The organism is Sphaerisporangium sp. NPDC049003, from assembly GCF_043197795.1.
Lineage (GTDB): Bacteria > Actinomycetota > Actinomycetes > Streptosporangiales > Streptosporangiaceae > Sphaerisporangium.
The window spans coordinates 252,395-278,027 of sequence record NZ_JBICTU010000003.1 but is presented as its reverse complement, the minus strand read 5'-3'; the positions used below and the strand labels follow the sequence as shown (position 1 = coordinate 278,027).

Annotated in this window: 28 protein-coding genes, 1 pseudogene and 1 riboswitch; of the genes and pseudogenes, 13 read left to right on the top strand and 16 right to left on the bottom strand. The window is 70.0% G+C overall.

What is annotated here, in order from left to right; translation table 11 throughout:
• Window positions 1-44 precede the first annotated feature (44 nt).
• The 7 genes and pseudogenes from ACGFIV_RS04670 to ACGFIV_RS04640 all read right to left on the bottom strand — a co-directional run.
• Window positions 45-848, bottom strand: a complete 804-nt coding sequence (locus ACGFIV_RS04670) for an adenosylcobinamide amidohydrolase (RefSeq protein ID WP_392831939.1) — start codon at window positions 846-848, stop codon at window positions 45-47.
• Window positions 849-887: 39 nt separating this feature from the next.
• The gene (locus tag ACGFIV_RS04665) at window positions 888-1,679 is read right to left on the bottom strand and encodes an ABC transporter ATP-binding protein (protein WP_392831936.1); all 792 of its coding nucleotides are present in this window, start codon (window positions 1,677-1,679) and stop codon (window positions 888-890) included.
• Window positions 1,676-2,719 carry a FecCD family ABC transporter permease gene (locus tag ACGFIV_RS04660; protein ID WP_392831933.1) on the bottom strand — a complete coding sequence of 348 codons (1,044 nt, stop codon included), beginning with the start codon at window positions 2,717-2,719 and terminating at the stop codon, window positions 1,676-1,678. The genes ACGFIV_RS04665 and ACGFIV_RS04660 overlap by 4 nt, the downstream gene beginning before the upstream one ends.
• A gap of 131 nt (window positions 2,720-2,850) precedes the next feature.
• Window positions 2,851-3,804: an ABC transporter substrate-binding protein gene (locus ACGFIV_RS04655; RefSeq protein WP_392831930.1), complete on the bottom strand. Its 954-nt coding sequence runs from the start codon at window positions 3,802-3,804 to the stop codon at window positions 2,851-2,853.
• A gap of 44 nt (window positions 3,805-3,848) precedes the next feature.
• Window positions 3,849-3,988: riboswitch (adenosylcobalamin (AdoCbl) riboswitch) on the bottom strand.
• A gap of 101 nt (window positions 3,989-4,089) precedes the next feature.
• Complete coding sequence (locus ACGFIV_RS04650; RefSeq protein ID WP_392831927.1) at window positions 4,090-5,304, bottom strand: cytochrome P450; 1,215 nt, start codon at window positions 5,302-5,304, stop codon at window positions 4,090-4,092.
• 2 nt (window positions 5,305-5,306) lie between these two features.
• A complete protein-coding gene (locus ACGFIV_RS04645; protein ID WP_392831924.1) occupies window positions 5,307-5,822 on the bottom strand; it encodes a hypothetical protein in 516 nt (171 codons plus the stop codon).
• An 82-nt stretch (window positions 5,823-5,904) separates the two neighbouring features.
• A pseudogene (locus ACGFIV_RS04640) lies at window positions 5,905-6,450 on the bottom strand (phytanoyl-CoA dioxygenase family protein); the annotation flags it as partial.
• A gap of 387 nt (window positions 6,451-6,837) precedes the next feature.
• On the opposite strand from ACGFIV_RS04640, the gene ACGFIV_RS04635 reads away from it, so the two are divergent.
• The 7 genes from ACGFIV_RS04635 (at window position 6,838) to ACGFIV_RS04605 (ending at window position 15,126) form a co-directional block, all read left to right on the top strand.
• Window positions 6,838-8,226, top strand: a complete 1,389-nt coding sequence (locus ACGFIV_RS04635) for a cytochrome P450 (RefSeq protein ID WP_392832076.1) — start codon at window positions 6,838-6,840, stop codon at window positions 8,224-8,226.
• Window positions 8,227-8,303: 77 nt separating this feature from the next.
• Window positions 8,304-9,206, top strand: a complete 903-nt coding sequence (locus ACGFIV_RS04630) for a terpene synthase family protein (protein ID WP_392831921.1) — start codon at window positions 8,304-8,306, stop codon at window positions 9,204-9,206.
• Window positions 9,203-10,912, top strand: a complete 1,710-nt coding sequence (locus ACGFIV_RS04625) for a prenyltransferase/squalene oxidase repeat-containing protein (protein ID WP_358555503.1) — start codon at window positions 9,203-9,205, stop codon at window positions 10,910-10,912. The genes ACGFIV_RS04630 and ACGFIV_RS04625 overlap by 4 nt, the downstream gene beginning before the upstream one ends.
• A gap of 230 nt (window positions 10,913-11,142) precedes the next feature.
• Window positions 11,143-13,620, top strand: a complete 2,478-nt coding sequence (locus ACGFIV_RS04620; protein ID WP_358555500.1) for a nitrate- and nitrite sensing domain-containing protein — start codon at window positions 11,143-11,145, stop codon at window positions 13,618-13,620.
• A 90-nt stretch (window positions 13,621-13,710) separates the two neighbouring features.
• Window positions 13,711-14,139 carry a roadblock/LC7 domain-containing protein gene (locus ACGFIV_RS04615; protein WP_358555497.1) on the top strand — a complete coding sequence of 143 codons (429 nt, stop codon included), beginning with the start codon at window positions 13,711-13,713 and terminating at the stop codon, window positions 14,137-14,139.
• Window positions 14,136-14,525, top strand: coding sequence for a DUF742 domain-containing protein (locus tag ACGFIV_RS04610; protein ID WP_358555494.1), 390 nt, complete (start codon window positions 14,136-14,138; stop codon window positions 14,523-14,525). Before ACGFIV_RS04615 ends, ACGFIV_RS04610 begins: the two co-directional genes overlap by 4 nt.
• Entirely contained in the window at window positions 14,506-15,126 is a 621-nt protein-coding gene (locus ACGFIV_RS04605) for an ATP/GTP-binding protein (RefSeq protein WP_358555491.1), read from the top strand. The genes ACGFIV_RS04610 and ACGFIV_RS04605 overlap by 20 nt, the downstream gene beginning before the upstream one ends.
• A gap of 45 nt (window positions 15,127-15,171) precedes the next feature.
• On the opposite strand, the gene ACGFIV_RS04600 is transcribed toward ACGFIV_RS04605, so the two are convergent.
• The gene (locus tag ACGFIV_RS04600) at window positions 15,172-15,540 is read right to left on the bottom strand and encodes a hypothetical protein (protein ID WP_392831915.1); all 369 of its coding nucleotides are present in this window, start codon (window positions 15,538-15,540) and stop codon (window positions 15,172-15,174) included.
• Window positions 15,537-15,731, bottom strand: coding sequence for a hypothetical protein (locus ACGFIV_RS04595; RefSeq protein ID WP_392831913.1), 195 nt, complete (start codon window positions 15,729-15,731; stop codon window positions 15,537-15,539). The genes ACGFIV_RS04600 and ACGFIV_RS04595 overlap by 4 nt, the downstream gene beginning before the upstream one ends.
• Window positions 15,732-15,934: 203 nt before the next feature.
• On the opposite strand from ACGFIV_RS04595, the gene ACGFIV_RS04590 reads away from it, so the two are divergent.
• On the top strand, window positions 15,935-16,513 hold the full coding sequence (locus ACGFIV_RS04590; protein WP_392831910.1) for a GNAT family N-acetyltransferase: 579 nt from the start codon (window positions 15,935-15,937) through the stop codon (window positions 16,511-16,513).
• A 9-nt stretch (window positions 16,514-16,522) separates the two neighbouring features.
• Window positions 16,523-17,383 carry a phosphotransferase family protein gene (locus ACGFIV_RS04585; protein WP_392831907.1) on the top strand — a complete coding sequence of 287 codons (861 nt, stop codon included), beginning with the start codon at window positions 16,523-16,525 and terminating at the stop codon, window positions 17,381-17,383.
• A gap of 42 nt (window positions 17,384-17,425) precedes the next feature.
• Here ACGFIV_RS04585 and ACGFIV_RS04580 read toward each other — a convergent pair whose 3' ends face one another.
• Complete coding sequence (locus ACGFIV_RS04580; RefSeq protein ID WP_392831904.1) at window positions 17,426-18,007, bottom strand: hypothetical protein; 582 nt, start codon at window positions 18,005-18,007, stop codon at window positions 17,426-17,428.
• Between the two features lie 164 nt (window positions 18,008-18,171).
• Window positions 18,172-18,963, bottom strand: a complete 792-nt coding sequence (locus ACGFIV_RS04575; protein ID WP_392831901.1) for an ArsR/SmtB family transcription factor — start codon at window positions 18,961-18,963, stop codon at window positions 18,172-18,174.
• Between the two features lie 193 nt (window positions 18,964-19,156).
• Here ACGFIV_RS04575 and ACGFIV_RS04570 point away from each other — a divergent pair, with 193 nt between their 5' ends.
• The gene (locus ACGFIV_RS04570; protein ID WP_358555482.1) at window positions 19,157-19,615 is read left to right on the top strand and encodes an ATP-binding protein; all 459 of its coding nucleotides are present in this window, start codon (window positions 19,157-19,159) and stop codon (window positions 19,613-19,615) included.
• A gap of 91 nt (window positions 19,616-19,706) precedes the next feature.
• On the opposite strand, the gene ACGFIV_RS04565 is transcribed toward ACGFIV_RS04570, so the two are convergent.
• The gene (locus tag ACGFIV_RS04565; RefSeq protein WP_358555479.1) at window positions 19,707-20,345 is read right to left on the bottom strand and encodes an HD domain-containing protein; all 639 of its coding nucleotides are present in this window, start codon (window positions 20,343-20,345) and stop codon (window positions 19,707-19,709) included.
• 292 nt (window positions 20,346-20,637) lie between these two features.
• Here ACGFIV_RS04565 and ACGFIV_RS04560 point away from each other — a divergent pair, with 292 nt between their 5' ends.
• Together ACGFIV_RS04560 and ACGFIV_RS04555 are read left to right on the top strand one after the other, a co-directional pair.
• Window positions 20,638-21,552: a TIGR03621 family F420-dependent LLM class oxidoreductase gene (locus ACGFIV_RS04560; RefSeq protein WP_392831898.1), complete on the top strand. Its 915-nt coding sequence runs from the start codon at window positions 20,638-20,640 to the stop codon at window positions 21,550-21,552.
• Window positions 21,553-21,565: 13 nt separating this feature from the next.
• Complete coding sequence (locus tag ACGFIV_RS04555) at window positions 21,566-22,162, top strand: histidine phosphatase family protein (RefSeq protein ID WP_392831895.1); 597 nt, start codon at window positions 21,566-21,568, stop codon at window positions 22,160-22,162.
• 24 nt (window positions 22,163-22,186) lie between these two features.
• Here ACGFIV_RS04555 and ACGFIV_RS04550 read toward each other — a convergent pair whose 3' ends face one another.
• The 4 genes from ACGFIV_RS04550 to ACGFIV_RS04535 form a co-directional block, all read right to left on the bottom strand.
• Window positions 22,187-22,942, bottom strand: a complete 756-nt coding sequence (locus tag ACGFIV_RS04550; RefSeq protein ID WP_358555470.1) for a hypothetical protein — start codon at window positions 22,940-22,942, stop codon at window positions 22,187-22,189.
• A 114-nt stretch (window positions 22,943-23,056) separates the two neighbouring features.
• Window positions 23,057-23,317: a hypothetical protein gene (locus ACGFIV_RS04545; RefSeq protein ID WP_358555467.1), complete on the bottom strand. Its 261-nt coding sequence runs from the start codon at window positions 23,315-23,317 to the stop codon at window positions 23,057-23,059.
• A gap of 131 nt (window positions 23,318-23,448) precedes the next feature.
• A complete protein-coding gene (locus tag ACGFIV_RS04540; RefSeq protein WP_114033524.1) occupies window positions 23,449-23,685 on the bottom strand; it encodes a DUF397 domain-containing protein in 237 nt (78 codons plus the stop codon).
• Window positions 23,686-24,507, bottom strand: a complete 822-nt coding sequence (locus ACGFIV_RS04535) for a helix-turn-helix transcriptional regulator (RefSeq protein WP_358555527.1) — start codon at window positions 24,505-24,507, stop codon at window positions 23,686-23,688.
• A gap of 338 nt (window positions 24,508-24,845) precedes the next feature.
• On the opposite strand from ACGFIV_RS04535, the gene ACGFIV_RS04530 reads away from it, so the two are divergent.
• Complete coding sequence (locus ACGFIV_RS04530; protein WP_392831890.1) at window positions 24,846-25,235, top strand: ATP-binding protein; 390 nt, start codon at window positions 24,846-24,848, stop codon at window positions 25,233-25,235.
• Window positions 25,236-25,633 lie beyond the last annotated feature (398 nt).

Genomic DNA, 25,633 nt, shown 5'->3' with positions numbered 1-25,633 from the left:
GTCGATCCGCAGGCCGCGATCTGGCGTGCGCCGGCGCATGCCGGCTAGGTGTGCCTCGCCCAGGCGTGGGCGCCGTTGAGGACGGAGAGGTGGACGGCGCGGGCGATGCGGGCGCCCCAGGTCGATCGCGGGCCGCCGAACAGCTCCTCGGGGCCGTCGGAGCGCACGGCCACGCAGACGGCGTCCGAGGCGGTGCCCGTGCACGCGTACCCGGCTTCGGCGAGCGCCTGGGACTTGGCCTCGGTCACCGTCATCACCGCGTTGACCAGCGCCGCGTCGCACATCGCCACGGGGACGGCCACGATGATGTTGATCGTCCCCGGGGCCGTCCGCGAGCGGACGGGGGAAGCCGGCCGGGGCACCAGGCCGGCCCGTCCGGGCGGGGGTGCCAGGCCGGGTATCGGGTCCGGCCCCCCGGGACGGGGCTCCAGGCCGGGTATCGGGTCCGAACGCTCGGGACGGGGCTCCAGGCCGGGTATCGGGTCCGAACGCTCGGGACGGAGTTCGGGGTCGGGGGCGCCTTCGGGGGAGGCCGCCCAGGTGGGGACCCGCAGGCCGACCGTGGCGACCGAGTCCACTCCCCCGTCATGGGCCTGGGTGTAGTGGGCGACGGAGGCCGCCGTCATCATGCCCACCCCCGGCCGCCCGGCGGGGGCGAGCTCCAGCAGGTGCTCGACCGGGTCCATCCGCGAGTACGCGCCGACGACCTGCGCGTTCAGCACCCACTCGCCGGGGCCGATGCCGCCGCCCACCATGGCCGAGGAGATCATCCGCCACCCGGGGCCGAGCTCCCACAGGAGCGACGCGAGACGGGCGCCGTCCTCGCGCCGATGGCTCAGGGACAGCATGCGGACCTCCTCAGACACCGGTCCCGGAAGCGTACAGACTCACGCGGGGCCGGGGTCCGCCGGGCGGATCAGATTGACCAGAGGACGGCCGTCGCTCCCCTGGTCGACGCGGACGTGGGCGCCGAAGTGCCGGGCGAGCAGCGGCTCGGTGAGCACCTCCTTGACCGGCCCCGAGGCGACGTGGCGCCCGTCCGCGATCAGGAGCATCGAGTCGGCGTACTGCCCGGCCAGGCTGAGGTCGTGGATGGTGGTCACCACCGTGAGCCCGTCGGCGAGGCGCAGGCGGTCGACCAGCTCCAGCACCTGCTGCTGGTGGCCGAGGTCGAGCGCGGTCGTCGGCTCGTCGAGCAGCAGCACGGGAGCCCGCTGGACGAGCGCGCGGGCGAGCACCACCCGCTGCCGTTCCCCGCCGGACAGGTGCCCGAGGGGCCGCGTCGCGAACGCCGACAGGTCCAGGCGCTCCAGGACCGAGCGGGTGACGTCCCGGTCGTCGTGGGTGTCCCTGCCGAGGTAGGAGATGTACGGCGTGCGCCCGAGCAGGGCGTACTCGAAGACGGTCAGCCCCGCCGGAAGCATGGGACTCTGCGGCGCGTACGCCATCAGCCGGGCCCGCTGCCTCGGCTTGAGGTCGCGCGCGGGCACGCCGTCGACCAGGACCTCGCCGCGCGCCTCAAGCAGGCCCATCATGGCCCGGAGCAGGGTGGACTTGCCCGCGCCGTTCGGCCCGATGACCGCCAGCCACTCGCCGCCGCCCACCGACAGGCCGATCTCGGACAGGACCGGCCGCCCGTCCAGCGCGACCGAGAGGTCCCGCACCTCGATGGCGCTCACGCGTCCACCGACCGTGTCGCGCGCAGTACCCCGACGAAGAAGGGCGCGCCGATGAACGCGGTGACCACGCCGATCGGCAGCTCGGCGGGGGCGAGCACCGTACGGGCGACCAGGTCGGCCAGCACCAGGAACGACGCCCCCGCCAGAAGCGACAGCGGGAGGACCACCCGGTACGACCCGCCCGCCAGCCGCCGCACGACGTGCGGCACCACGATGCCGACGAACCCGATGAGCCCGCTCACCGCGACCGCGGACGCGGTGGCCAGCGACGCCGCGCACAGGACGACGAGCCGGACGCGCCCCGCGTTGACCCCGAGGCTGACCGCCTCGTCGTCGCCGACCGACAGCACGTCCAGCAGCCGGCCGTGGGCGAGCAGGACGACCGTCGACACCAGGGCGTAGGGGGCGACGAGCCACACCTGCGCCCAGTCGCCGCCGATGCCCCCGAGGATCCACGAGTAGATGCGCTGCAACTGCTCGACGCGGAGCTGCTGCACGAAGGCCTGCAACGCGGACAGGAAGGAGGCCACCGCCACCCCGGCGAGCACCAGGGTGGCCGTGCCGCCGCCCCGGCCCGCCGTGTTGCCGAGCGCGTACGCCAGCAGCACGCCGCCGATCGCCCCGCCGAAGGCGGCGAGCGGCACCAGCCCGTCGACCTGGATCAGCACGATCATCAGGGTCGCGGTGAAGCCCGCACCGGCGGCGGCGCCGAGAAGGTAGGGATCGGCGAGCGGGTTGCGGAACACGCCCTGGTACCCGGCGCCCGCGATGGCCAGCAGGCCGCCGACCACCGCCGCCAGCACCACGCGGGGCAACCTGAGCTGGAAGACCAGCCCCCGCTCGACCGGCGACAGCCCGGAGTCCACCGAGACGAACGGCACCCGGTCGAGCAGTTCGAGCACGATGCCCTTGAGCGAGACGCCGGCCGCGCCGATCATCAGGCCCGCGATCACGCAGATCACGAGCACGGCGAGGGCCGCGGCCAGCGCCGCCGGCCGCAGCCTCGCCGCGCGCGTCGTACCGGCGTCGCGCCGCCTCACGGGGCGCGACCTACCGGCGTCGCGCCGATTCACAGGGCGCGTCGTACCGGCGCCGCGCCGCTTCTCAGGGCGCGTCGTTCCAGGGTCGTGCCGGTTCACGGGGCGTGTCGTTCCAGGTGTCCCATCGGGTCTCAGGCGGCGGCCTTCGTGACCGCCTCGTCAACGATCTTGACGAAGTCGACCACGCGCGGGCCCCAGCGTGAGGCGATGTCGTCGTCGAGCGTGATCACGCGGTCCTTCGCGATCGCCGACAGGCCTCCCCACCCCGGCCGTTTGGCGAGGGCCTCCCTGGACTGGCCGCAGCACTTGGTGTCGGCCAGGAAGATCAGGTCGGGGTCGGCCTTGGCGACGAACTCGCTGGAGAGCTTGGGGTACCCCCCGGCGGCCTCGGGGGCCGTGTCCGCGATGTTGGCGAGCCCGAAGAGCCCGTAGATCTGGCCGATGAACGTGCTGGACGTCACCGAGTACGGCGTGTTGTCCAGCTCGTGGAAGTAAGTGAGCTTCTTGTCCTTGGGCGCCGCGGCGACGATCTCGTCGATCTGCCGCTTCATGCCCGCGGCGAGCTCGTCGGCCTTGGCCTTGTTGCCGGTGGCGGCTCCGAGGTCGGCGATCTCGTCGTAGGTCTCGTCGAGCTTGGTGGCGGCCGGTTCGAGCAGGACCGGGATGCCGACCTTGGTCAGCGCGGCCACGATGCCGCCCGTGTCGTTGGCGAGCACGACCAGGTCGGGCTTCTTGGCGATGATCGCCTCGGCGTTGGGCTTGAAGCCGGACAGGTCCGACTTCGGGGCCTCGGCGGGGTAGGTCGACTGGTCGTCGACGGCGATGACCTGCGGTCCCGCGCCGATCGCGAACAGGCTCTCCGTGGCGCTCGGCGAGAGCGAGATGATCTGGGCGGGCTTGTGCCCGATGGTGACGGAGCCGTTGCCCGCCTGGACGGTGACGGGGAAGCCGCCATCCTGCGAGGCGGCGGGAGCGGGGGTGGCGGTGGCGGTGGCGGTGCTTTCGGTGCCGGTGGACTGGCCGCATGCGGCCAGTGTCAGCGCACCCAGCAACGCGCCCGCCAAGGCCGTGCGTACGGGCCTCACGAGAGTTCCTCCTGTTGCCGGGAAATCGAGAGACCCGTGTGCTGACGGATCACCCTTTTCCACGAGGGTTGACGACGTCGGCGCGGCATGCAGGCGACCTGGCTCGACCCGAGGGGTCTCACAGTTGCGGGACAGCGCCGGACTCACACCGGACTTCGCTGCACGCTGCGCGTCAGACGAACGGTATCAACCAATGCCGCAACGGGATACGACGGGTGGAAAGCCTCACCACTCCAGACCGGCGGCTCAGGCGAGCTGCGCCTCAGAACGCAGCGCGTGGGGTGATCACCATTCGACCAGAAGCGACGGCAGGCCCCGCCCGACGATGGACTTGCGGTACGCGAGCGGCTGGCCGGGCACCAGCCGCAGGCCGGGCAGCCGGCGGCCCAGCACCTCAAGGGCCGTACGGAGCTGGAGGCGCGCCAGCGCGGCCCCGACGCAGAAGTGGATGCCGTACCCGAACGTCATGTGCGCGTCGGAGTTCCCTCGCCCGAGGTCGAACTCCTCCGGCGCGGGGAAGACGGTCTCGTCGTGCGCGGCCGAGTCGGTGGAGAGCGGCACCAGCGAGCCCTCCGGGATGGTCACGCCGTGCAGCTCGATGTCGGTGAGGGCGTACCGGAAGGAGCCGAGGCTGGAGCCGTCGATGCGCATGCACTCCTCGACCGCGTTCTGGACCAGCTCGGGGGCCAGGGGCCAGGCGTCCTCACGCAGGAGCCTCAGCACGCTGTTGCCGAGCTGGTTGGGCACGGTGTCGTTGCCGCCCAGCAGGATCGTGGAGATCAGCTCGACGACCTCCCTGTGGGACAGCTCGGTTCCGATGAGCCCGGTCATCAGCGAGGTGAAGTCGTCACGCGGCTCGGCGGCGCGGGAGGCCACCAGCTTGTCGACGTAGTCCAGGTATTCGAGGAAGCTGCGCGCCAGCACGAGCTGCCGGTCGGGCGGCTGCGGCGACAGGAACAGCATGAACCAGTCCTTGACGTGCTCCTTGACGAACTCCTCGTCCTCCTCGGGCACGCCGATGAACCGGGCGCTGAGCTTGGCCGACGGCACGTGCCCGAGCTCCGCGACGAAGTCGCCCCCGCCCTGCGGCGCCACCCGGTCGAGGAGGTCCTCGTTGAGCCGCCGGAACCGCTCCTCCATCGCGGTGACAGCGCGCGGGGTGAAGGCCCGGGACACCGAACGGCGCAGCCGCGTGTGCGTGGGCGGGTCGACGTTGGCCACGAAGCTGGACAGGAAGGACCCGTGGTCGCCGAGCACCTTCCTGGTCTCGCCGGCGAGGCTCCGCGAGATCGTGAGCGACCCCTCGGAGGAGAACCGCCGCGCGTCCCCGTACGCCGCGCGCACGTCCTCGTGGCGGGTCAGGACGTACGCGTCCAGGTGCTCGCTGTGGAACACCGGCCGTTCGTGCCTGAGCCTGCGCAGGAAGTCGTACGGCGCGGCGACGTGCCAGTCGGAGGTGACGTCGAAGTCGGTGGCGGTGGCCGGTGAGGTGTTCTGCATGATCACGACCTCGGGGTGAGGATCCTGCGGGGGTTCTCGACGAGCATCTGGTGGATCTGGTCATCGGTCACGCCGCGCTTGCGCAGCTCGGGAAGGACGTCGCGGGAGATGTGCAGCAGGTGGTAGTTCGGGTGGCGCTCCCGTACGACCCGGGGGTCGAACCGGTCGTTGAAGCAGTAGGAGTCGTGGGACAGCACCATGCGGCCGGCGTGGCCGCGCGCGCACATCTCCGCCACGATGGCGACCCGGTCCTCGAACGAGCTGATCGTCTCGATGCCGAACCGGTCCATGCCGAGGAAGCTGCCCTCGGCGACCAGCTCTTCGAGATAGGCGGGGTCGGTGGAGTCGCCGGCGTGGCCGATGACGACCCGCGTCAGGTCCACGCCCTCGGAGGCCAGGAGCCGCTGCTGCTCCAGCCCGCCCCGCGAGGCGCTGTGGGAGTGGGTGGTGATCGGCGCCCCGGTCTCCAGGTGCGCCCGCGCGACGGCCCGGAAGACCCGCTCGCAGCCCGGCGTCATGCCCTGGTGGTCGGATGCGCACTTGAACGTGGTGGACGGTCGCGTCGCCGGCCCGCAGGTCCAGGGGAGGCGACAGCTCCAGCGCTTTGAGCCACGGGTGCTGGGTGAGCTGGTCGTCGCCGTCGCGGGTGAAGCTCCGTCCGAGGACGCCGTGCCGGTGGGAGCCGTTGTAGAACCGCAGGCTGCCCATCTCGGCGGGGACGTCGGCGAGCGCCAGCCAGACGGTCAGCATCGCCGAGCGGTCCATCGGCATCCAGGGGAAGTCCTGGTGGAACTCGGTCGCGCCGTGCCCGCCGTCGCCAGGTTCCTTGATCAGCAGGTTCGTCACCTGGACGCGCACGCCCCTGACGCCGTGCAGCAGCCGGGTGGCGCACCGGCCCATCGCGGCGTCGAAGGCCAGGTCGTGGAAGGCCTCGTCGGACTCGGCGACGTCCCTGGACTGGCCGAACGCCTGGTCGACCAGGGTGGCGCGCTCGCGCGAGCGGGCGCGCAGGTGACCGAGCGCCCGCTCGCGCAGCCCGTCCACCAGGGCGGGATCGACGAGCCGCGGCAGCCGTACCCAGCCGTTCCCCTTGAAGGATTCGACCTCATGATCGGTCACGTCGCGGACCGGAGCATTGGTGGCCATTGCCCCAGTTTCGAACCAACCCCACCCCTAAAGCAAGCGCTTGGTAGCGGTAGGTCGCCCCCTGGCGGCCGGAACCTCTTGCGACCAAGACCACTTAAGTCGTCGGCCCGGCCCGGCATCGCCGCCGCACAGCCCCCTGTCATCGGCGCGGACCCGTGTCCGAAACTGATCATTGAGCCGGGTCCCGGTGATTTGTCTGACCGAAAATCTTGCTCCTGGTCAGATTATCGTGGTAGATCATTCACCACGTGGCATTTGCCATGACAGTAGCCGCTTGTCTCGTTTGCGGCCCTTGTGACACGCGGCGTTTCCAGATCGGCGCCCCCAACGAAGGGCGTCCCGCCACGCCGCGTGCTTCCGGGTGGCTCAAGGTTGGAGATCGTGGAGATGCCGGTCGATATCGGCGCCGGGCAGGCCCGGCGGACCAGACGGGGCCCCCTCTCCCGGGTGATGCCGAAGATCGCGCGAGATCCCGTCAACGGCCTCGCGGAGATCGGGATGCGGGCCGGCGGAGAGGTCGTACGGCTGAAGCTCGGCCTGTTCCGGCCGTATCTGGTGACCCACCCGGACCACGTCCAGCACGTGCTGCGCGGCAACTGGACCAACTACACCCGCCAGGGCATGTTCTGGCGGCCGTTGAACCGCCTGCTCGGAGCCGGCATCCTCGGCGACGGCCCCTCCTGGGAGTCCAGCAGGAAGATCCTCCAGGCGCTGTTCACGGCCAAGTACATCGCCTCGCTGGCCGGCGTGGTCGCCAAGACGGTCGACGAGCGGGTCGCCGAGCTGGAGGAGCACGCCCGGTCGGGGAGCCCGGTCGACGCCGCGCACGAGATGGCCGCCATCGTCAACCAGAGCACCGTCAGGGTCCTGTTCGGGGACAGGATCTCCCGGCGGGACAGCGAGCGGCTGATGTCCGCCTACCACACGGCCGACGCGGCGGTCACGTTCCGGCTGCTCATGCCTTTCATGCCGTACTCGCTCCGCATGCCGGGCGACCGGGCCTTCATGGACGCGGTCGGCGCCGTCGACGACGTGGTGTTCCCGGTGATCCGGCAGGCCAAGGAGCGGCCGGGGACCGGCGAGGGCCTCGACGTCGTCTCCGCGCTGTGCCGCGCGCGCGGCCCCGGCGGGGAGGAACGGGACGACCGGCAGATCCGCGACGACCTGGTCAGCGTGTACGCGGCGGCGTCGGAGACGACGGCGACCACGCTGACGTGGCTGTGGCCGGAGCTGGACGCCCACCCGGAGGTCGCCGCCAGGCTGTACGCCGAGATCGACCGCGTGGTCGGCACGGGCCCCGTGCTGCCCTCGCACGTGCCGGAGCTGCGCTACACCAAGATGGTCCTCCAGGAAGTGATGCGCCTGCACCCGGCGGGCTGGCTGTTCCCCCGCATGGCCGTGCGGGACGAGATCGTCGGCGGCGTGCGCGTCAGGGCCGGCTCGATGGTGCTGATCAGCCCGTACGCCACGCACCGGCTTGAGGAGTTCTGGGACCGGCCGCTGGAGTTCGACCCCGAGCGGTTCTCGCCGGACGACCAGCGGCGGCGGCACCGTTACGCCTACTTCCCCTTCGGCGGCGGCGCGCACCAGTGCCTCGGCCAGCACCTTTTCTACATGGACGCACCGCTCATGGTCGCCTCCATCGTGAGCCGGTTCCGTCCGGCGCTGCTCGGCCGTGGGCCGTTCACGCCCGCGCCCACGGCGTTGCTGCGCCCCCGGGGGAAGGTCGAGCTGCGACTCCTTCCCGTCGAGTACGCCGCGCGAGGCCCGCGGTGACGGGCGACGACACGAGACCCCCGATGACAGACGGCGACACCGGACTCCCGATGCCAGACGACGACGCGAGACTCCCTATGACAGACGACGACGCGAGCGGCCGTACCCCCGGCCAGGGCCGGTGGCCGGGCGCGACGGACTCGGGAACCATCTGCGCCGTGGCCGGGCGGTCGCAGCGGGACATGCAGGGGTGGCTGGCCGCCTATCCCGAGCTGTTCCCTGCCCGGCCGTTCGACGCCGCGCTGTCGAGCACGCTGTCGATGGCCATGGCGTTCAGCGGTCCGTGGTTCACCGCCGAGCAGCTGCGGATGGCGAACAAGGTGTGCCTGTGGGCCTTCGCCCTCGACTGGCTCGTGGACTACGTCGCCACCTCGACGGAGGAGGTGGAGGCCATCGCCCGCCGGTGCCTCGCGGTCGCCGGCGGCGCCGAGCCGGTGCCCGGGGACGAGCTCACCCGCTTCCTCGCCGACATCCGCGCGGAGCTGGCGGCCGCGCCCGCGTTCGCCGTGCTCGGCCCGGTCTGGCGCGATGAGCTCCAGCGCATGCTGGACGCGATGAGCCGCGAGCGCGGGTGGCGAAGCTCCGGCGTCACGCCCTCGCTGGAGGAGTACCTGGACAACGCCGACAACCTCGGCTTCTCCTTCGCCTTCGCGTCCCATCTGATCCACACCGGCGGGCCCTCCGATCCGGACGACCTGCCGGGCGTCCGCGAGGCCAGTTGGGCGGTGCAGCGGGTGATCCGCCTGCTCAACGACCTCGGGACGTACGAGAGGGACCTGAAGTGGGGCGACCTCAACGCCCTGCTGCTCGGCGTGACCCGCGAGGAGGTCGACCGGAACGTCTCCCTGCTGGCCGAGCGGAGCCGGAAGCTGATCGGCCCTCTGCACGAGAGCCATCCGCACATCGCCGGCTATCTGGAACGCCAGATGGACTTCTGCGCGGGCTTCTACCGACTCGCCGACTACTGGGGAACGATTTGAGCGTCCACGACTTCGTCTCCGCGCCCGCCCGTGCGTTCACGCTCCACATGGCGAGCAGGTTCCAGACGGCGGACACCGCCTCCACCGGCACGGTCGAGGTGATGGCCGAGGCCCGCGCGCTGGTGGCCGGGCTCCTGGCGCGGCCGTGGGGGAACGCCTCCCCGTCGGTGTACGAGACCGGGCGGCTGGTGTCCCTGGTCCCCTGGCTCGCCGGGCACAGTGAGCGGCTCGCGTACCTGGTGGCGGCCCAGCGGCCGGGCGGCGCCTGGGGCCCGCACAACGACTACGCCCTGGTCCCTACGCTGAGCGCTACCGAATCCCTGCTGGCGGAGCTGGCGCGGGGCTCCGGCGACCCCGGCGGCCTGGCCGAGGCGGCGGGCCGGGGACTGCACGCCTTGTACCGCTGGTCACGGCGGGACTACGGCTCGCCGCTTCCCGACATGCCGGCGATCGAGCTCATCGTCCCGTCGCTGATCGCGTCGGTCAACCGCCATCTTCGCAACCTCAAAGACGCACCGCTGGACGGACTGCGCACGTGGGCGGGGGTGCCGCCCCTCCCCCTTCCGGCCGGCATGGACCAGACCAGGCTGGAGATGATCCGGGCGCGCCTGCGGTCGGGCGCCCCGCTTCCCGAGAAGCTGACGCACGCCCTGGAGGTGGCGGGCGACGCGGTGTTCCAGGCTCCCGGCGTCCGCCCGACGGCGGCGGGGACCGTCGGAGCGTCCCCGGCGGCCACCGCCGCGTGGCTCGGCGACCTCGGAGCGCGCGAACCCGGCCACCCGGCGCGGCTGCACCTCCAGACGGCGGCGGCTCAGCACGGCGGGCCCGTGTCGTGCGCCGTCCCCATCACCGTGTTCGAGCGCGGCTGGGTGCTGAGCTGGCTGGCGCGCGCCGGGATCCCCGTCACCGTCCCGGAAGAGCTGATGGCGAGCCTGGGCGAGGGGCTCGGCCCCGGCGGCGTGGCCGCGGGCCCTGGGCTGCCTGCGGACGCGGACACCACCTCGGTGGCGCTGTACGCGCTGGCGCTGCTCGGCGCCCCGCGCGAGCCCGACAGCCTGCTGAACTACCACACGGGCACGCACTTTTGCACGTGGCAGGGCGAGCAGGGCTTCTCCACCACGGTCAACGCCCACGTGCTCGACGCCTTCGGCCAGTACGTCGCCACCCGCCCCGGCGCGCGGGCGCGGTACGGCGAGCCGATGGACCGGCTCGCGGGCTGGCTGCGCGGGCGGCAGAATCCCGACGGGAGCTGGTCGGACCGCTGGCACGCCTCGCCGTACTACGCGACGGCCTGCTGCGCGCTGGCGCTCGGCGAGTTCGGCGGCGCGGCCTCGGAGCAGGCCGTACGGCGAGCGGTGCGCTGGGTGCTGTCGACGCAGCGCGCGGACGGGTCATGGGGCCTGTGGCGCGGCACGGCGGAGGAGACCGCGTACGCGATGCACCTGCTGCTGATGACGGGCCCGCCGTACGAGCAGGCGGAGCGGCAGGCCGCCAGGGGGTACGCGTACCTCCTGCGCTCGACCTGGCCGGGCGGTTCCGGCGACCCCGGGGCGCCGGGGTGGGAACAGGCGGAAGAGCACCCGCCGATGTGGCACGACAAGGACCTCTACCTGCCGGTGGCGATCGTCAGGGCGGCCATCCTCGGGGCGCTGCACCTCGCGCAGCGTAACCCGACGTCGGACCGCAACCATGTCACCGGAGCATGAGACCTCGCATATCCGACAAACGTGAGAGAGAATGATAAAGCAGAATCACTGACTGGATATCTTTACATGATTGACATGCAACTGTCGGTATCCCATTTCGCATCATGCTAGGGTTCCCGAGTATGATCCGGTGAAATACCGTCCTACCACGCGATACGGCGCCATATAGCGACATAGGGTTATTAGCCGAACCGTGATGTGGGTTCCTGACTTTCGCCAGGGATGGAGTTATGCGCAACCGCAACTCGCGTGTTCGGACCAAGGTCACGGCGCTGATCGTGTCGCTTGTCGCCCTGTGGGGGTTCGCCGCCTGGGTGACCCTGCGTGAGGGACTCAACGTCCTGTGGGTGCAGACCCTCGACGCGGGTGTGGCCCAGCCGAGCGAGCGACTGAGGGTGGAGCTCCAGCGCGAGCGCCGGCTCACCGTGGTCCTTCTGGGCGACCCCACCTCCAGCCGACAGCGCGAGGCCCTGGCCGCCCAGCGTTCCAGGACCGAGGCGGCGAGCGTCGACTTCCGCCGCGAGGCCACCGGCAGCGGCGTGCGCCAGGCGGCCGGTGACGCGCTGAACCGCCGGATCGACGAGGCGTACAGGGAACTGCAGATCCTCGGGCCCCTCCGCAAGCAGGTCGACGCCGGTCAGACCGACCGCGTCAGCGCCTCCGCGACGATCACCCAGGTCATCGACTCCATGTACCGCGTCTACGACTCGATGGCCACGCTGGACGACGCCGGGTTCGCCAAGGACACCCGCACCTTCGTCGAGCTGAGCCGGGCGGTGGAGCTCCTCGCGCAGGAGGACGCCCTGGTCGCCGGCGCGCTGGCGGCCGGCGGCCTGAGCGGGACGGAGCACTCGCGGTTCGCCCAGGCCGTGGGCGCCCAGCGGTTCCTCATGGCACGGACGGCGGCCGAACTGCCCCCGGCCGACCAGGTCTCCTACGACCAGATGGTGAAGAGCGAGCCGTACAACCGGCTCCGCCGCCTTGAGGACCAGCTCATCGAGACGGGGCAGCCGGAGCTGGCCTCCATCGACGGCGAGCGCTGGAAGTCGGCCACAGGAGCGGTCCTCTCGCGCCTCGACAAGCTCGTTGCCGACGGCGGCCACGCGCTCGTCGAGCGCGCGCGGCCCATCGCCATCGGCGTCGTCGTACGGCTGGCGCTCGCCGGCGGCCTCGGCCTGCTGGCGGTCATCGCGTCCATCGTCCTGTCCATCACCACCGCACGCGCCCTCGTACGGCGGCTGGAGGAGCTGCGGACCGCCGCCCTGGAGCTCGCCGCCCGGCGGCTGCCCGGCGTCGTCGAGCGCCTCGGCCGGGGCGACGACGTGGACGTGGCCACCGAGGCGCCGCCGCTCTCGGTCGGCAACGACGCGATCGGTCAGGTCGGCCAGGCCTTCAACACCGTGCAGGAGACGGCCATCCGGGTCGCGGTCGAGCAGGCCGAGCTGCGGCGCAGCTACCGGGGCATCCTCCTCAGCCTGGCGCGGCGCACCCAGTCGCTCGTACACAGGCAGCTGACCATCCTCGACGCCATGGAGCGCCGCGAGACCGAGCCGGGCGAGCTGGCCGACCTGTTCCGCGTCGACCACCTGGCCACCCGGATGCGGCGCAACGCCGAGAACCTCATCGTCCTGTCCGGCGCCTCCCCCGGCCGCGCCTGGCGCCGGTCGGTGCCCATGGTGGATGTCGTACGGGGCGCGCTCGCCGAGGTCGAGGACTACACCCAGGTGACGTTGATGCCCATGGGTGAGGCCGAGCTGGCCGGACGGGCCATCGGCGACGTGATCCACCTGCTCGCCGAGCTCATCGAGAACGCGGTCTCCTTCTCCCCGCCGTACGCCTCGGTCCACGTCAGCGGCCAGGAGGTGGCCAGGGGCTACGTCGTTGAGATCGAGGACCGCGGCCTCGGCATGACCCCCGAAGACCTGGCCGAGGCCAACGACCGGATCGCGGACCCGCCCGAGTTCAAGCTGACCGGGACGCCCCGGCTCGGCCTGTACGTGGTCAGCCGCCTGGCCTCGCGCCACCAGATCCAGGTCACGCTGAAAGCCTCCCCCTACGGCGGCACGACCGTCATCGTCCTGATACCCCGCGAGCTGATCAACGGCGAGGTCGACACCGACATGGATCTCGGTACCGATTCCGACGCGCTGCCCGGCAGGCAGCTCCCCCCCGGCACGACGCAGGGCCAGCCGGGCAGGCACCGCACGACCGGGGAGTTCCCCGTGCAGGCCGGCGGCCCCCGGGATCCCGGTCCGTTCCTGCTGACGGCGGTCCCGAACTGGGACGACGATCGGAGCGAGCCCATGCCGGTCGTCCCCGCGCAGGGCCAGGCGGATCACGGGCCGTCCTCCCTCACGCAGGCGCCCTCGTACGACCAGGAGGCGTTCGAGCCGTCGTCCCTCGGGACGTCCGTCTTCGACCAGCCCTCCCGCGGGGACTCCAGCGAGCCCGAGGAGTACACCCCCTCCGGCCTGCCCCGGCGCGTCGCCCAGGCGCACCTGGCCCCGGAGCTGCGCCGCGAGCCGGCCCCCGCCCCCGGCGACGCCACGGAGGACGACGACGACGACCTTTCCCCCGAGGATCTCCGGCGGCTGATGGGATCCTTCCAGAGCGGCACCGAGCGCGGGCGGTCGGAGGCCGCCAGGTTGCCGCGCCGCCTGGACCCCGACCCGGGGCCGGGCGACGAGCCGCCGACGCGCTACCAGTAAGGGTTTGGATCTTCTCCTGGCAGGTAGGCCGTGGAGATCGACCAGACGACGCAGTGAACAGTGTGAGCCGGTAAAAGAGGACAGCGAGTGATGCAAAGGACCAGTTCCCCCGCCGATCTGACCTGGTTGCTGGACGACCTGGTCGCGCGGGTGAGGGAAGCCGAGCACGGGATCGTCCTGTCCACCGACGGACTGCTCCTGGCCACGTCGCGAGGTCTCGGCCAGGCCGACGCCGAGCACCTGTCGGCCGTGGCGGCGGGGATCCAGAGCCTCGCCCAGGGGGCCAGCGAGCGCTTCGGCGGCGGGGCCGTACGTCAGACCATCATCGCGCTGAAGTCGGCGTATCTGGTGGTGACGGTGGCGGGCGAGGGCGCGTGCCTGGCGGTCCTGTGCGCGCACGACGCCGACGTGGGCCTTGTCGCCTACGAGATGGCCATGCTCGTGACCCGGGTCGGTCAGTACCTCACCTCGCCGGCACGCTCGGAGACCCCTTCGCCAAGGAATGAGGGCGCCCGATGACGAGCCTCTCCGACGACCCCGCAGAGGAACAGTGGCTCGACGACGAGGCCGGACGGATCGTCCGCCCGTACGTCATGACGCGCGGGCGCACGCAGCCGAGCCGGGGTCAGATCGACCTCATCACCCTCGTGGTGACCATCAACCCGGGGATCTCGGCGGAGCCGGGCCTTGGGCCCGAGCACCACACCATCGTCAGGCTCTGCGAGCGGCCGCTGTCGGTCGCCGAGATCGCCGCCCACCTGGACCTGCCGGCGGGCACCGTCCGGGTGCTGCTCGGCGACCTCGTCGACCGGGGCTTCGTCGCCATCCAGGAGCCCGTGCGCGAGATGGACGTTCTCGATCTGGAAACCTACAAGGCGGTGCTCAATGGACTCCGGACGCTCTAACCGCGACATCGGACGGGTGAAGCTGCCCACCGCGATCAAGATCCTGATCGCGGGTGGGTTCGGAGCGGGGAAGACGACCATGGTCGGCTCGGTGTCGGAGACCCGGCCGCTGCGCACCGAGGAGCTGCTGACCGACCGGGGCGTCGGCGTCGACGACCTGTCGGGGGTGGAGGCCAAGAAGACGACCACCGTCGCCATGGACTTCGGCCGCATCTCGATCGGCGACGCCCACGTGCTCTACCTGTTCGGCACCCCGGGCCAGGAACGGTTCTGGTTCGTCTGGGACGAGCTGGCACTGGGCGCGATGGGCGCCGTGGTGATCGCCGACACCCGCCGCCTGGCCGACTGCTTCCCTTCGGTCGACTACTTCGAGCGGCGCGGCACGCCGTTCGTCGTCGCGGTGAACTGCTTCGAGGGCGCCAAGCGCTACGACCTCGACGAGATCCGGATGGCCCTGGACCTGGGCCCGGACATCCCCGTCGTGCTGTGCGACGCGAGGCAGAAGGATTCGAGCAAGAAGGTGCTGGTCACCCTGGTCGAGCACGCCATGGACACCCGCACGCGCAAACCCCTCCCCACCCAGACCCCCGCCACCCGCTGACCTCGGCCCATCCCCTCTACCATCGGCCTTCGCGACCCACCGGCCTCAGTGCATCGCCTCCGCCAGCCACACCCCAAGCTCGTGGACCCCGAGCTCACCCCGCCGCACCGAGTCGAGCACGTCCACGGCGCTCGCCGGATCGACCTTCGGCATGAGCACGCCGTTCACGCTCAGGTATCGCATGGCGACTATCCAGGCGAAGGTGCGGTTGCGCTCGTCCAATGCCTCGACTCTCAGCAGACTGTGGAGAAGTGCGGCGGACTTCGCCGTGATGGCCGGGTAGACGTCGTCACCCACCACGGTTCCGCAGTGGCGTGCCTCCGCGGCGATCAGGGCTCCATAGTCGGCGACGTGGGGATCACCGGGCATCCCCTCCGCCAGGACCAGCATGGCCCGCATGTCCATGCCGCTCATCGCGACTCCAGCTCATCGAGCCAGTGGCCGTCACGTTCGAGGACCTCCGCGATGAACGCGCGCGCCGCATTCCGTTCGGTGTCGATGTCGCGGCTGATCAGGGAGGTGACATAGTCCTGCACCGTCTGCTTGCGATCAGCGGCACGCGCCCTGATCTGGTCGAGCATCTGGTCGGGAACCCGAATGTTCAACTGCTTCACTCCTTTAAGCTAGCCGCTGCTAGCAAGGACTCCTAGAAACAGATGGTAATCGTCCGGTCACGCTCGCGCACCGGGTCTCTCAGATGTGGGACTTTACCCCTACCGGATTCCGCAAGGGTGGCGAGCCGGTGCCGCCCAGGCCACCGCCGACCGGCAGAGCGCTTCGGGCCGACGTCCGTCAATAACATGATCTGGTGAACGAGAACTTGAAGATCTATGAGGCCTCAGCTAACGATGGGGATGTTCTGGGCGAGATCCACGTCGAGTCCTGGAAAGCCGCCTATGCTCCCTTCTTCGCCCCGGAGTTCTTCGCGCAAGCCCTGGAGCAGCGACGCTGCCAGTGGCACGACCGGATCGCCAAGGGCGAGGACAGCATCATGCTCGCCGCGCTGGAGGGGCGGCCACTAACCCTCTCCTTCTTCGGATCCTCGCCGGCCCGGACTGGTATGGCGCAGATTTTCAGCTTCTTCGGGCACCCCGCGGGCTGGGGTACTGGCATTGCGGGCGCCTTGATGACCGCGACCCTGCGAAGGCTACGCCAGGAGGGCTTCACCCACGTCCATCTATGGACGCTGCGCGATACACCGCAGTCACTCCGGTTCTATGCCAAGCACGGCTTCACGGACTCCGGTGAAGTCCGCGGGTACGACTTCGGCGATGGCAACCTGGTCGACCAGGTCGAGTACGAGCTCGCCTTGACCGAGGTTCAAGACCCGGACGCTGAAGAACGCTCACCGCGTCGGCCGTACTCCCCAGGTATGCGCGGTGGTTAGGCTGCGGGGGTGATCGACGAGATTCGTGCGCTGCTGACCCGTCACCTGCCCGGACGCGAGGTCCGATCGATCACCAAGCTGGGCGAGGGCTTGGACAACGTCGCTTACGAGGTCGACCGTGAGCTGATCGTCCGGGGAAGCAAGGAGACCGACCCGGCCGTCCGTGCCGAGACGATCCGGCGCGAGGCCGAGCTGCTCGAAGCGGTCGCCCGGTTGTCCCCTCTGCCGGTCCCCGAACCGGTGTTCGCCGACGTGGACGCGGGGTTCCTGGCGTACGTCAAGCTCCCCGGCGTTCCCCTCATCGGCCATCCGGTCGCCGAACCGGCGCGGCTGGCGGGCCCGCTCGGCGGATTCCTCAGCAGCCTGCACCGGGCGCCGGTGCAAGAAATGGAGAAGCTGGCGCCCAGGGAGTCCTACCCGCTGGTCTCCTGGAGAGACGACGCCGAACGGGACTACCGGAAGGTCGTGCGGCACGTGCCGGCCGTGGCTCGTCGTCTTGTCGAGGACTTCCTCGCACGCACCCCGCCCGCCGAGCCCCACGTCGCGGCGTTCTGCCACAACGACCTCGGCGGCGAGCACCTGCTCGTGAACGTACGGGCGAGCGCCATCACCGGCGTCATCGACTGGACCGACGCCGCCGTCACCGATCCGGCCTGCGACCTGGCGCTGATCTTCCGCGACCTCGGCCCGGAGGTCTTCGAGCCGACGCTCTCCCACTACGACGGCACCTTCGACGACGCCGACCGCGAGCGCGCCGCCTTCTACGCCCGCTGCTCGCTCCTGGAGGACCTCGCGTACGGCATGGCCGACGGGGCTTCCCGCTACAGGGACTCGGCTCTGGCCCACCTCACCGGGACCTTCACCCACTGACCGAGCCGCCGAGTGGGCGATTCCAAGAGGGAGCCGGGGGCCTCAGCCGTCGACGGTGACGGTGCTGTACTCGTAGCGGGTGTCGCCGTTCTCGTCTCCCTTGTGCTGACGGCCCGTCATGACCAAGGGGGCGAACGCCTGGATGGAGTGGTTGCTCTCCTTCATGGGCTCGGTCCAGTACCGAGAGGTGAGCCGCAGCTGAACTCCGCGCCAGTACAGCGCACCGGTGAGGTAGGACGTCAGGCCGTTCTCGTCGCCCAAGTGCCGCCTGCCGATGAGGACGTGGTCCGGGGGACTGGCGAAGTAGGAGTTGCTCTCCTTGCCGGCGGTGGTCCAGTTCCGGGTCTGCACGGAGACCGTTTCGCCGTTGATGCGGACCTGGCCGCACCGGTACCTGGTCCACCCGGTCTCGTCCCCCCAGTGGGCGCGGTCTATCAGCACCTCGCCGGCCGGGCAGGTGAAGGTGCTGTCAGGTTCCCTGATGGTCGTGAAGGCTCCGAAGATGACCTCGATCTTCGGTGCCGCGTCCGTGAACGCCACCGCCGACGCGGGGGCCGCGGTCAGGGTGGCCAGGGTGGCCAGGGTGGCCGCCGCCATCGCGACGGTCAGGGTCTTCTTGTACATGTCCAGGTCCTCCGGGTCGCGTCCCGCGTGTCCGACGTGCGCTCAGGGATCGATCACATCGTGGCCGTCACCGGACCGCCGGATCGTCCTCCTGCGAGGTGAGTGCCGGTCCGCCTCGGAGATGACTTCCGGCCCCTGAGCGAGTGATCACGCCTGATCGACCCTCAACGCGGGTCGTTGCTCGCCATCTGGGCGGCCCGGAGTTCCTCGTGCATCTCCCAGGGCGCCTGTGGGAGTACGTGTCCGGTCTCCATGAGGGATTTGAGGTTGGCCAGGACGGCCGGCCATCCGGCGGAGATCGTGTCGTAGTCGGCCTGGGTGGCGAGGTTCTCATGGGTGACGGTCAGGCGGATGATCTCACCGTAGGGCTCGATCTCGAACGTGACCTGCGACGGCTCGCCGAAGGTGATCACCAACCGCTTGGGTGGAACGGCCTCAAGGACCGTGCCTGCGACGTCGGCGATACCCGAACCGTCGGTGCGCCGGTGCTCCCAGGTGGAGCCCACCTGCCAGTCCGAGACGTTGCTGTGGCCCCAGTACTCGGCGGTGAGGTCGGCGTCGGTCAAGGCGTGCCAGACCTTCTCCGGCGTGCTCTGGATATAGGTGACGTACACGTAAGCCGGCTTGTCGGCCATGTCATGCTCCTCTGCTCGTCGCTTCAGGGCGCTCAGCGTTCGAAGACGCGGATGCTCGAACTTGTCGATCCACCGTTCCTGGATCTCGTGAAGGGGAACGGGGTTGAGGTAGTGCAGCTTCTCCCGCCCCCGCCGGACCGTGCTGACCAGGTTGGCCGCCTCCAGGACGGCCAGGTGCTGGGTTACCGACTGACGCGCCATGTCGAGGTGCTCGCACAGCTCGCCCAGCGTCTGCCCGTTGTGCTCGTGAAGCCTGTCCAGCAGGTACCGCCGGGTCTGGTCGGCCAGCGCCTTGAAGACCTTGTCCGTCTCTGCAACCACAGGCGAAATTATGCAGGCAATCACCTGCCTAATGTCAACGGCGCCAGCTAGGCCGAGCTACCCGGGCTCGGGGTGGAAGGCCAATTCGTTGCTGTTTGACGACAAATCGCCCCCGCGACCCATCCCTACGAACAGCCCAAACCTGGACAGAGTAGGGTCTTCCGGGTCATATATGGCGCAGGCAAGGAAGAGAATGATCGGCACCCCGGACGGTTTCCGCGCCGTACGCTGGGACATCCCCAGGGACCCCATGATCCTCGGAGACGTCCGGGGCATGGTCCGGCAGACCCTCATCAAGTGGCAGCTCGCCGTATCGAGTGATCTCACCGACGACATCGTGCTCGCCACGACCGAGGTGCTGAGCAATGCCGTCCTGTACGGGCTGCCGCCGATCCAGCTGACGCTCCGGGTGACGGGAGAGACGGTGTCCGCCGAGGTCAGCGACCATGGCACGGGACGGCCGGAGCGGAGCCCCGAGGACGACGACGCCGAGCACGGCCGCGGCCTGACCATCGTCGAGGCCCTGTGCGACGAGTGGGGCATCCTTCCCGATCAGGACGGCACGGGGAAGACCGTCTGGTTCCGCAAGAAGTGCCCGCATCCGGGCCACGAACCGCACGAGGGCGAGCACCAGGCAGAGACCCCCGGGTAAGGCACCGGCCTCGGCGCCGACCCCACCGCTGAACACCACCCGGCGCCAGAAGCCAGGCGAGGATCCCAACCTCTGGATCATCTCTACGAGCTCACTCGGGCCAGGCGGAGTTCTGGATCACCTCTACGAAGTCGATGTGTCTGAAGCCGGGGACGAAGTGTTCGAGGACGTCGGCGTTGACCGTGCCGAAGGTGGTGCCGGGGCGGTCCTTGAAGCCGTCGGTGAAGGCGGCGAGGATCTGGCGCTTGAAGTCGGGACGGGGGTGGGCGGCCGTGACCGCCGCGATGTCGTCCGGGTCGAGTTCGTCGTAGCCGATGCCGAGGACGTCGGTCTCGACCCCGGCCGTCACGAGCGCGATCTCCGGTTCGAGCCGGTACGGCACCTCCGGGGTGGTGTGCAGCGCGATGCCCTGCCACACCTTGCGGATGTCCTCCTCGGGGAACCCGTGCGAGGTGAGGAATCGGCGCGCCTCGTCGGCGCCGTCCATCTCGAACCGCTGGTCGGTACGGCGGTAGGTCTCGGTCAGCCCGAGGTCGTGGAACATCGCGCCGACGTACAGCAACTCCGGGTCCGCTTCGAGTCCGAGCCGCCGCCCTTTCAGCGTCCCGAAGAGGAAGACGCGGCGCGAGTGGTCGTACAGCAGCGGGGGCGCCGCGTCCCGGACGAGCTCGGTGGCCTCGTCCGCGAGCGCCGAGTCGGGAATGGTGACGCCCGCGATGGTCTCGCTCATCTCAGTGGTCTCCTCGCACGTCAGGCATGGGGGCGTGTCCTTGGCGCGTCCACTTCCCGCGACTGCCCGTGAGGGAGTGAGTGCCCCGTTCCGGGGTGGCGCTGTCTCCAGAAACGGGCAAGATCCGCTGAGGGTGGCATCGGCTCGCTCGGGCGGGTGATCTCGTCGCGCCGCCGGCCGCGGTCGTTGGGCTCGTACCGGGTAGGGGAATCCAGAAGGCTTCCGTGGGATGGGACGGCGGCCTAGTCTTTAGCAAGCGCTTGCTCGTATGGGCTCGAAAGGAGACCCCGCCGTGAAGAGGCCGTTCCGGTTCGCCGCCGTCATCCGCGAGGCCGACACCGCCAAGTCCTGGGCGGACAAGGCCCGGCGCCTGGAGGACTCCGGTTTCGACGTGCTGCTCGTCCCCGACCACCTGACGGGCCCGCGGTTCGCCCCCGTCGCCGCGATGACGGCCGCCGCCTGCGCGACCACGCGCCTTCGCGTCGGCACGCTGGTGTTCGCCAACGACTTCCGGCACCCCGCGGTGCTCGCCAAGGAGACCGCGACCGTCGACGTCCTGTCCGAGGGCCGCGTGGAGGTCGGCCTCGGCACCGGCTGGATGGCGGCCGACTACACCGCCGCCGGCCTCCCCCTGGACCCGCCGGGCGTGCGCGTGGACCGGCTCGCCGAGGGGATCGCCGTGCTCAAGGGGCTCTGGTCGGACGGGCCGTTCGGCTTCGAGGGCGAGCACTACCGGATCACCGGCCTCGACCAGCGGCCCAAGCCCGTGCAGCGGCCTCACCCGAAGCTGCTGCTCGGAGGCGGCGGGCCGCGCGTGCTGAGGCTCGCGGCCCACGAGGCGGACGTGATCAACCTGGCCAGGCTGGTACGTGCCGACGGTTCCGGTCCCGACGGAGCCGACTCCGGCCTGGACGCGTTCGTGAAGAAGATCGACATCGTCCGTACCGCCGCCGGTGAGCGTTACGAGGCGATCGAGCTCGGCACCAGCGTCCTGCAGGTCGGCGTACGCAGGTCCGAGGCCGCGTGGAGCGCCGCCGACTCCAGCGGGCAGGACGAGACGCCCCAGGTGCTGCTCGGCTCCCACGACGAGATCGTGGAGAAGCTCCGCCGCTGGCGCGACGAGCACGACCTCTCCTACTACGTCCTGCACAACGAGCCTGACCTGGACGCCTTCACCCCGATCGTCGAAGAGCTCGCCGGACGGTAGATGATGGTCCTATATGGACGAACTCATTCTCCTGCGTCACGGAGAGACCGAGTGGAGCCGGGACGGCCGGCACACCGGGCGTACGGACCTCCCGCTCACGCCCAAGGGTGAGGAGCAGGCCCGCGCCCTCGCGCCCGCACTGAAGGACGAGCGGTTCTCGCTCGTCCTGGTCAGCCCCGCGCTGCGCGCCCGGCGTACGGCGGAGCTCGCCGGGCTGACCGGGTACGAGCTCGACGCGAACCTCTGGGAGTGGGACTACGGAGGTTACGAGGGCATCACGACCGCCGATATCAGGAAGCGACGTCCCGGCTGGTACCTGTGGCGCGACGGCGTGATCCCCGGCGACGCCGAGCATCCGGGCGAGTCGATCGAGCAGGTCGCCGAGCGGGCCGACAAGGTGATCGCACGGGTCCTCCAGGCCGAGGGCACGGTGGTCCTGGTCTCCCACGGTCACTTCCTGCGCGTGCTCACCGCCCGGTGGCTCGCCCTTCCCCCGCGGGACGGCCGCTTCTTCACGCTCGACACCGGCACGATCTCCGTCCTCGGCTTCGAACACGAAGAACACGCCATCGCCCGCTGGAACGCCCCCGTACCGGGCCGCGATCTCTGACGCGATCCGCCGCCCGGCGGAGGGTCACGGGGCCAGGCGGGAGCCGGGGAAGGGGGCCAGGAGGGTCTCGCGCCAGGGGCCGTCGAGGAAGTTCCTCGCGCGCTTCGCCCAGTCGAGCAGGCGCGGGTCGGCCTCGACCTCGTCGTCCAGGCCGAGTGCGGCGTCCCTGGCCCGCTGGGTGGACAGGTGGTCGTCCAGGGACACGCCCCAGATCGTGACGACCTCGGTGTCGCAGAAGAGCACCTCGTACAGGCCGACGAGCCGGTGGCCGTGGTCGGCGAGGACGGGGGCTCGCTCCTCCTTCACGGCCGCGAGGTAGTCGAGGGCCGCTCCGGGTCGCACCTGGGCGCTCTCGAACAGGTAGAACGGCGCCGCGTACCCCTCGGCGAGCAGGGAGGCGACGGCCGGGCTGCCGTCCACGGCGCCGAGCGGGCGCGAGAAGGCCGAGAAGCGCAGGTCGTCGATGTCGGACAGGAAGAGCCTGTCGTCGACGCCGTCGTAGATGTTCATCATCTGGCGCCAGCCGCCGTCCCAGCCGCCGTGGCAGTCCCACAGCGTGACGGCCTTGAACTGGGGGTGGCCGGTGATGCCCACCGCGTAGAAGGCGCCGACCAGGTCGATCTCCCGTGACCGGATCGACAGGCCCTTGGTGAGCTCGGGGCGGTCGAGCCGCTGGTCTTCCTTCTTGTACCTGGTCAGCCAGGTGAGGTACTCAAGCGGCTTGCGCGAGTTCATCGGCCGGAAGTCGACCTCTTCGATCAGATAGATCCCACGGCGCATCGAGACCTCCAAAACCAAGCTAACGCTTGGTCGAAGACTAGCCTCGCGGCGGCGGCCGTACAAGAAGCCGTGAGCGGGCACGGGACGATCAGCGGTCGTGCCCGTGAGGAGAGGTCAGCCGGCGACGGGCTGAGGCTGGGGGCCCCGGCCGGTCAGCCATTCGAGCACCCTGTGGTGGCCACGGCGGGCGTCCTCGAAATGACCCCAGCGCCAGTATCTGGGCTGGTCCCTGACTCCCGTCACCCAGGTGCGGTAGGAGACGGGACGGGCGCCGTCCTCCTCGGTGGAGGCCGCGGACGCGACGCCGTACGTACGGATCACGACGCGGCCCCCTGGTGCGAACAGCACGTCGTCGGCTACGGGGTAGAGAGTCATCTGGTCCAGCATCACGGCCCCCACGAGAACTTCAGGAAGTGGACAGACCCAGTGTGCCGGATCGATGAACGACCCCGGTTACACGATCGGCGCTCTCCGGTTAACCGGACTCGCGATATGTGAACAGGGTGTTACGCGACCAGATTGTCGAACTCGCCATCCTTGACGCCGAGCACGAGCGCCCGGATCTCGTCTCGGGTGTAGATGAGGGCTGGACCGTCCGGGAAGCGCGAATTCCGGACGGCGACGCCCCCGTCGGGGAGTTTGGCAAGCTCGACGCAGTTACCCTGCGAGTTGCTGTGAACACTCTTTCGCCACGCGACGCCGGTTAGGCTCGTGGCCGGCATTCCGTTATACGGCTGGTTCATCTAGGTCTCTCTAAGTATGTCGCCGAGTATCTCGGCAGTGCCCCCGGGAGTTGTGCTCTCGATGCACAGCTGTTCCATGGCGGTGAGGTACGGATCAATGTCCTCACGCTTGTCCAGATAGAGGGCACCCCACAGCTGCTCGACGTAGACCACGTCCGACAGGTCGGACTCTGGAAAACGCAGGATGGTGAACGCTCCACCCTCGGCCGCATGCATACCGAACTGGAACGGCATCACCTGCAATGTGATGGCCGGCAGGCTCGCGACCGCCATCAGGTGCTGCAGCTGCTCATACATGATCTCCTTGCCGCCGATGGGCCGCCTCAGAGCGGCCTCGTCGATGACAGCCCAGAGTTTCGGTCCGTCCTCACGGGTGAGACGTTCCTGCCGCTGCATACGCAGATGCACACGGCGCTCGATCTCCTCCTCCGTGACGTCGGGGTACCCGAGCCTGATCACCGTCCGGGCGTACGCGGCGGTCTGCAGGAGACCCGGGACGAACTGCACCTCGTAGGTGCGGATCACCGAGGCCGCCTCTTCGAGCCCGACGTACGTCGAGAACCATGTGGGAAGCAGGTCGCTGTATTTGTGCCACCATCCGGGAGTATTGGCCTCACGGACCATTTCGAGCAGCCCACGGCGATCGGCGTCGTCGTTGACGCCATAGAGCGTGAGCAGATCCTCGACATCACGCGTCTTGAACCCGACCCGTCCGAGCTCCATCCGGCTGATCTTGGACTCGGAAGCGCGGATGTGGAATCCCGCGACCTCACGGGTTAGCCCGCGTTCCTCACGCAGCCTGCGTAGGCTGGCGCCCAACATGATGCGCCGAACCGTTGAGCCGGAACCAGGCGGGTCGATGGACACGTGCTTTCCTCCGGTTGTGGACTGGTTCACAGTCTGTCAAAGATCGCGCGTGTGGACCCCCTTCGGTCTTACTTCCCGTGGCCCACCGTACCGGTTGCACGGGCCTTCTGCACGTGCATTCGCTCTTGCACCTGCACACGAGTTTGCACCATCATGATCTCGTGCACTCCACGGACCTGACACGTGGGCAAACCCAGTGGTCGGCCAACGATTGGTGGCCTCCCGCCGGCTGGTGGCCCCACCCAGCGCGCGACCTCACGCCCCCTGGAGCCGGCACGGCCAGTGCCACTTTCGTGCTCCCTCCACGGGCCGAATCCGTGCATTCGGCGCGCAGCTTCGCCGCCGGCTGCCTCGCCGGCTGGGGCATGGGCGACGCGGTGGAGGACATGGAGCTGATCGTGTCCGAGCTCGCCACCAACGCGCTGCGTCACGGCCTGGTGCTCGACCCGCGCAACCTCCGCCGGAGCGCGTGCGAGCCGATCCGGATGTCGATGATCCGCAGGGACTCGCTCGTGGCGTGCGTCTTCGCCGACCCGGGCTCGGCGGCGCCCGTCATGCGGAACCCCTCTCCGCTGGAGCCCGGCGGCATGGGGCTGCACATCGTGGAGTCGATGAGCCTGAGATGGGGCTGGAACCCGCTGCTCCCGTACGGCAAGGTCGTCTGGGCCGTGCTCAAGAGCTGACGACCGGCGGGCAGGACGGCCCCGGAGAGTGACCACCTGGTGAGGATGCCGTCACATCACGGAAGTCGCCGAGCTTTTCCGCATTGAATGCCATACTCAAACAAATCGAACAGCTCGGCCGTGCCGCCGGAGGATCCCCGGCCGGCACGCCGGGCGGTTCGCGGAACACATACAGCGCGACACACAGAGCGCGACCACATACAACGCGACCACGTACAACGCGACACAGACAGCCGATCACCCACAGCGGCAACGGCGCCGCGACTCCCGTGACGCGGCAGGCGGCGCCCGCCTGCCCGCTCGACGAGCTCGTCACGGACCCCACGACATGCCCTCAGGCCTCCCGGCCTCCTGCGGGGGTCGGCTCGCGGCTGACCTGGCCCCAGAGCGCGCCCCGC

Coding starts and splice junctions, on each gene's coding strand:
- ACGFIV_RS04645 (WP_392831924.1), bottom strand. CDS start 5,822: ATGACGCCGGGCTGCGAGCGGGTCTTCCGGGCCGTCGCGCGGGCGCAC.
- ACGFIV_RS04555 (WP_392831895.1), top strand. CDS start 21,566: ATGGACGAACTCATTCTCCTGCGTCACGGAGAGACCGAGTGGAGCCGG.
- ACGFIV_RS04635 (WP_392832076.1), top strand. CDS start 6,838: ATGCCGGTCGATATCGGCGCCGGGCAGGCCCGGCGGACCAGACGGGGC.
- ACGFIV_RS04570 (WP_358555482.1), top strand. CDS start 19,157: ATGATCGGCACCCCGGACGGTTTCCGCGCCGTACGCTGGGACATCCCC.
- ACGFIV_RS04620 (WP_358555500.1), top strand. CDS start 11,143: ATGCGCAACCGCAACTCGCGTGTTCGGACCAAGGTCACGGCGCTGATC.
- ACGFIV_RS04545 (WP_358555467.1), bottom strand. CDS start 23,317: ATGACTCTCTACCCCGTAGCCGACGACGTGCTGTTCGCACCAGGGGGC.
- ACGFIV_RS04650 (WP_392831927.1), bottom strand. CDS start 5,304: ATGCAGAACACCTCACCGGCCACCGCCACCGACTTCGACGTCACCTCC.
- ACGFIV_RS04600 (WP_392831915.1), bottom strand. CDS start 15,540: ATGAGCGGCATGGACATGCGGGCCATGCTGGTCCTGGCGGAGGGGATG.
- ACGFIV_RS04565 (WP_358555479.1), bottom strand. CDS start 20,345: ATGAGCGAGACCATCGCGGGCGTCACCATTCCCGACTCGGCGCTCGCG.
- ACGFIV_RS04540 (WP_114033524.1), bottom strand. CDS start 23,685: ATGAACCAGCCGTATAACGGAATGCCGGCCACGAGCCTAACCGGCGTC.
- ACGFIV_RS04535 (WP_358555527.1), bottom strand. CDS start 24,507: ATGTTGGGCGCCAGCCTACGCAGGCTGCGTGAGGAACGCGGGCTAACC.
- ACGFIV_RS04610 (WP_358555494.1), top strand. CDS start 14,136: ATGACGAGCCTCTCCGACGACCCCGCAGAGGAACAGTGGCTCGACGAC.
- ACGFIV_RS04630 (WP_392831921.1), top strand. CDS start 8,304: ATGACAGACGACGACGCGAGCGGCCGTACCCCCGGCCAGGGCCGGTGG.
- ACGFIV_RS04670 (WP_392831939.1), bottom strand. CDS start 848: ATGCTGTCCCTGAGCCATCGGCGCGAGGACGGCGCCCGTCTCGCGTCG.
- ACGFIV_RS04580 (WP_392831904.1), bottom strand. CDS start 18,007: ATGTACAAGAAGACCCTGACCGTCGCGATGGCGGCGGCCACCCTGGCC.
- ACGFIV_RS04605 (WP_358555491.1), top strand. CDS start 14,506: ATGGACTCCGGACGCTCTAACCGCGACATCGGACGGGTGAAGCTGCCC.
- ACGFIV_RS04550 (WP_358555470.1), bottom strand. CDS start 22,942: ATGCGCCGTGGGATCTATCTGATCGAAGAGGTCGACTTCCGGCCGATG.
- ACGFIV_RS04615 (WP_358555497.1), top strand. CDS start 13,711: ATGCAAAGGACCAGTTCCCCCGCCGATCTGACCTGGTTGCTGGACGAC.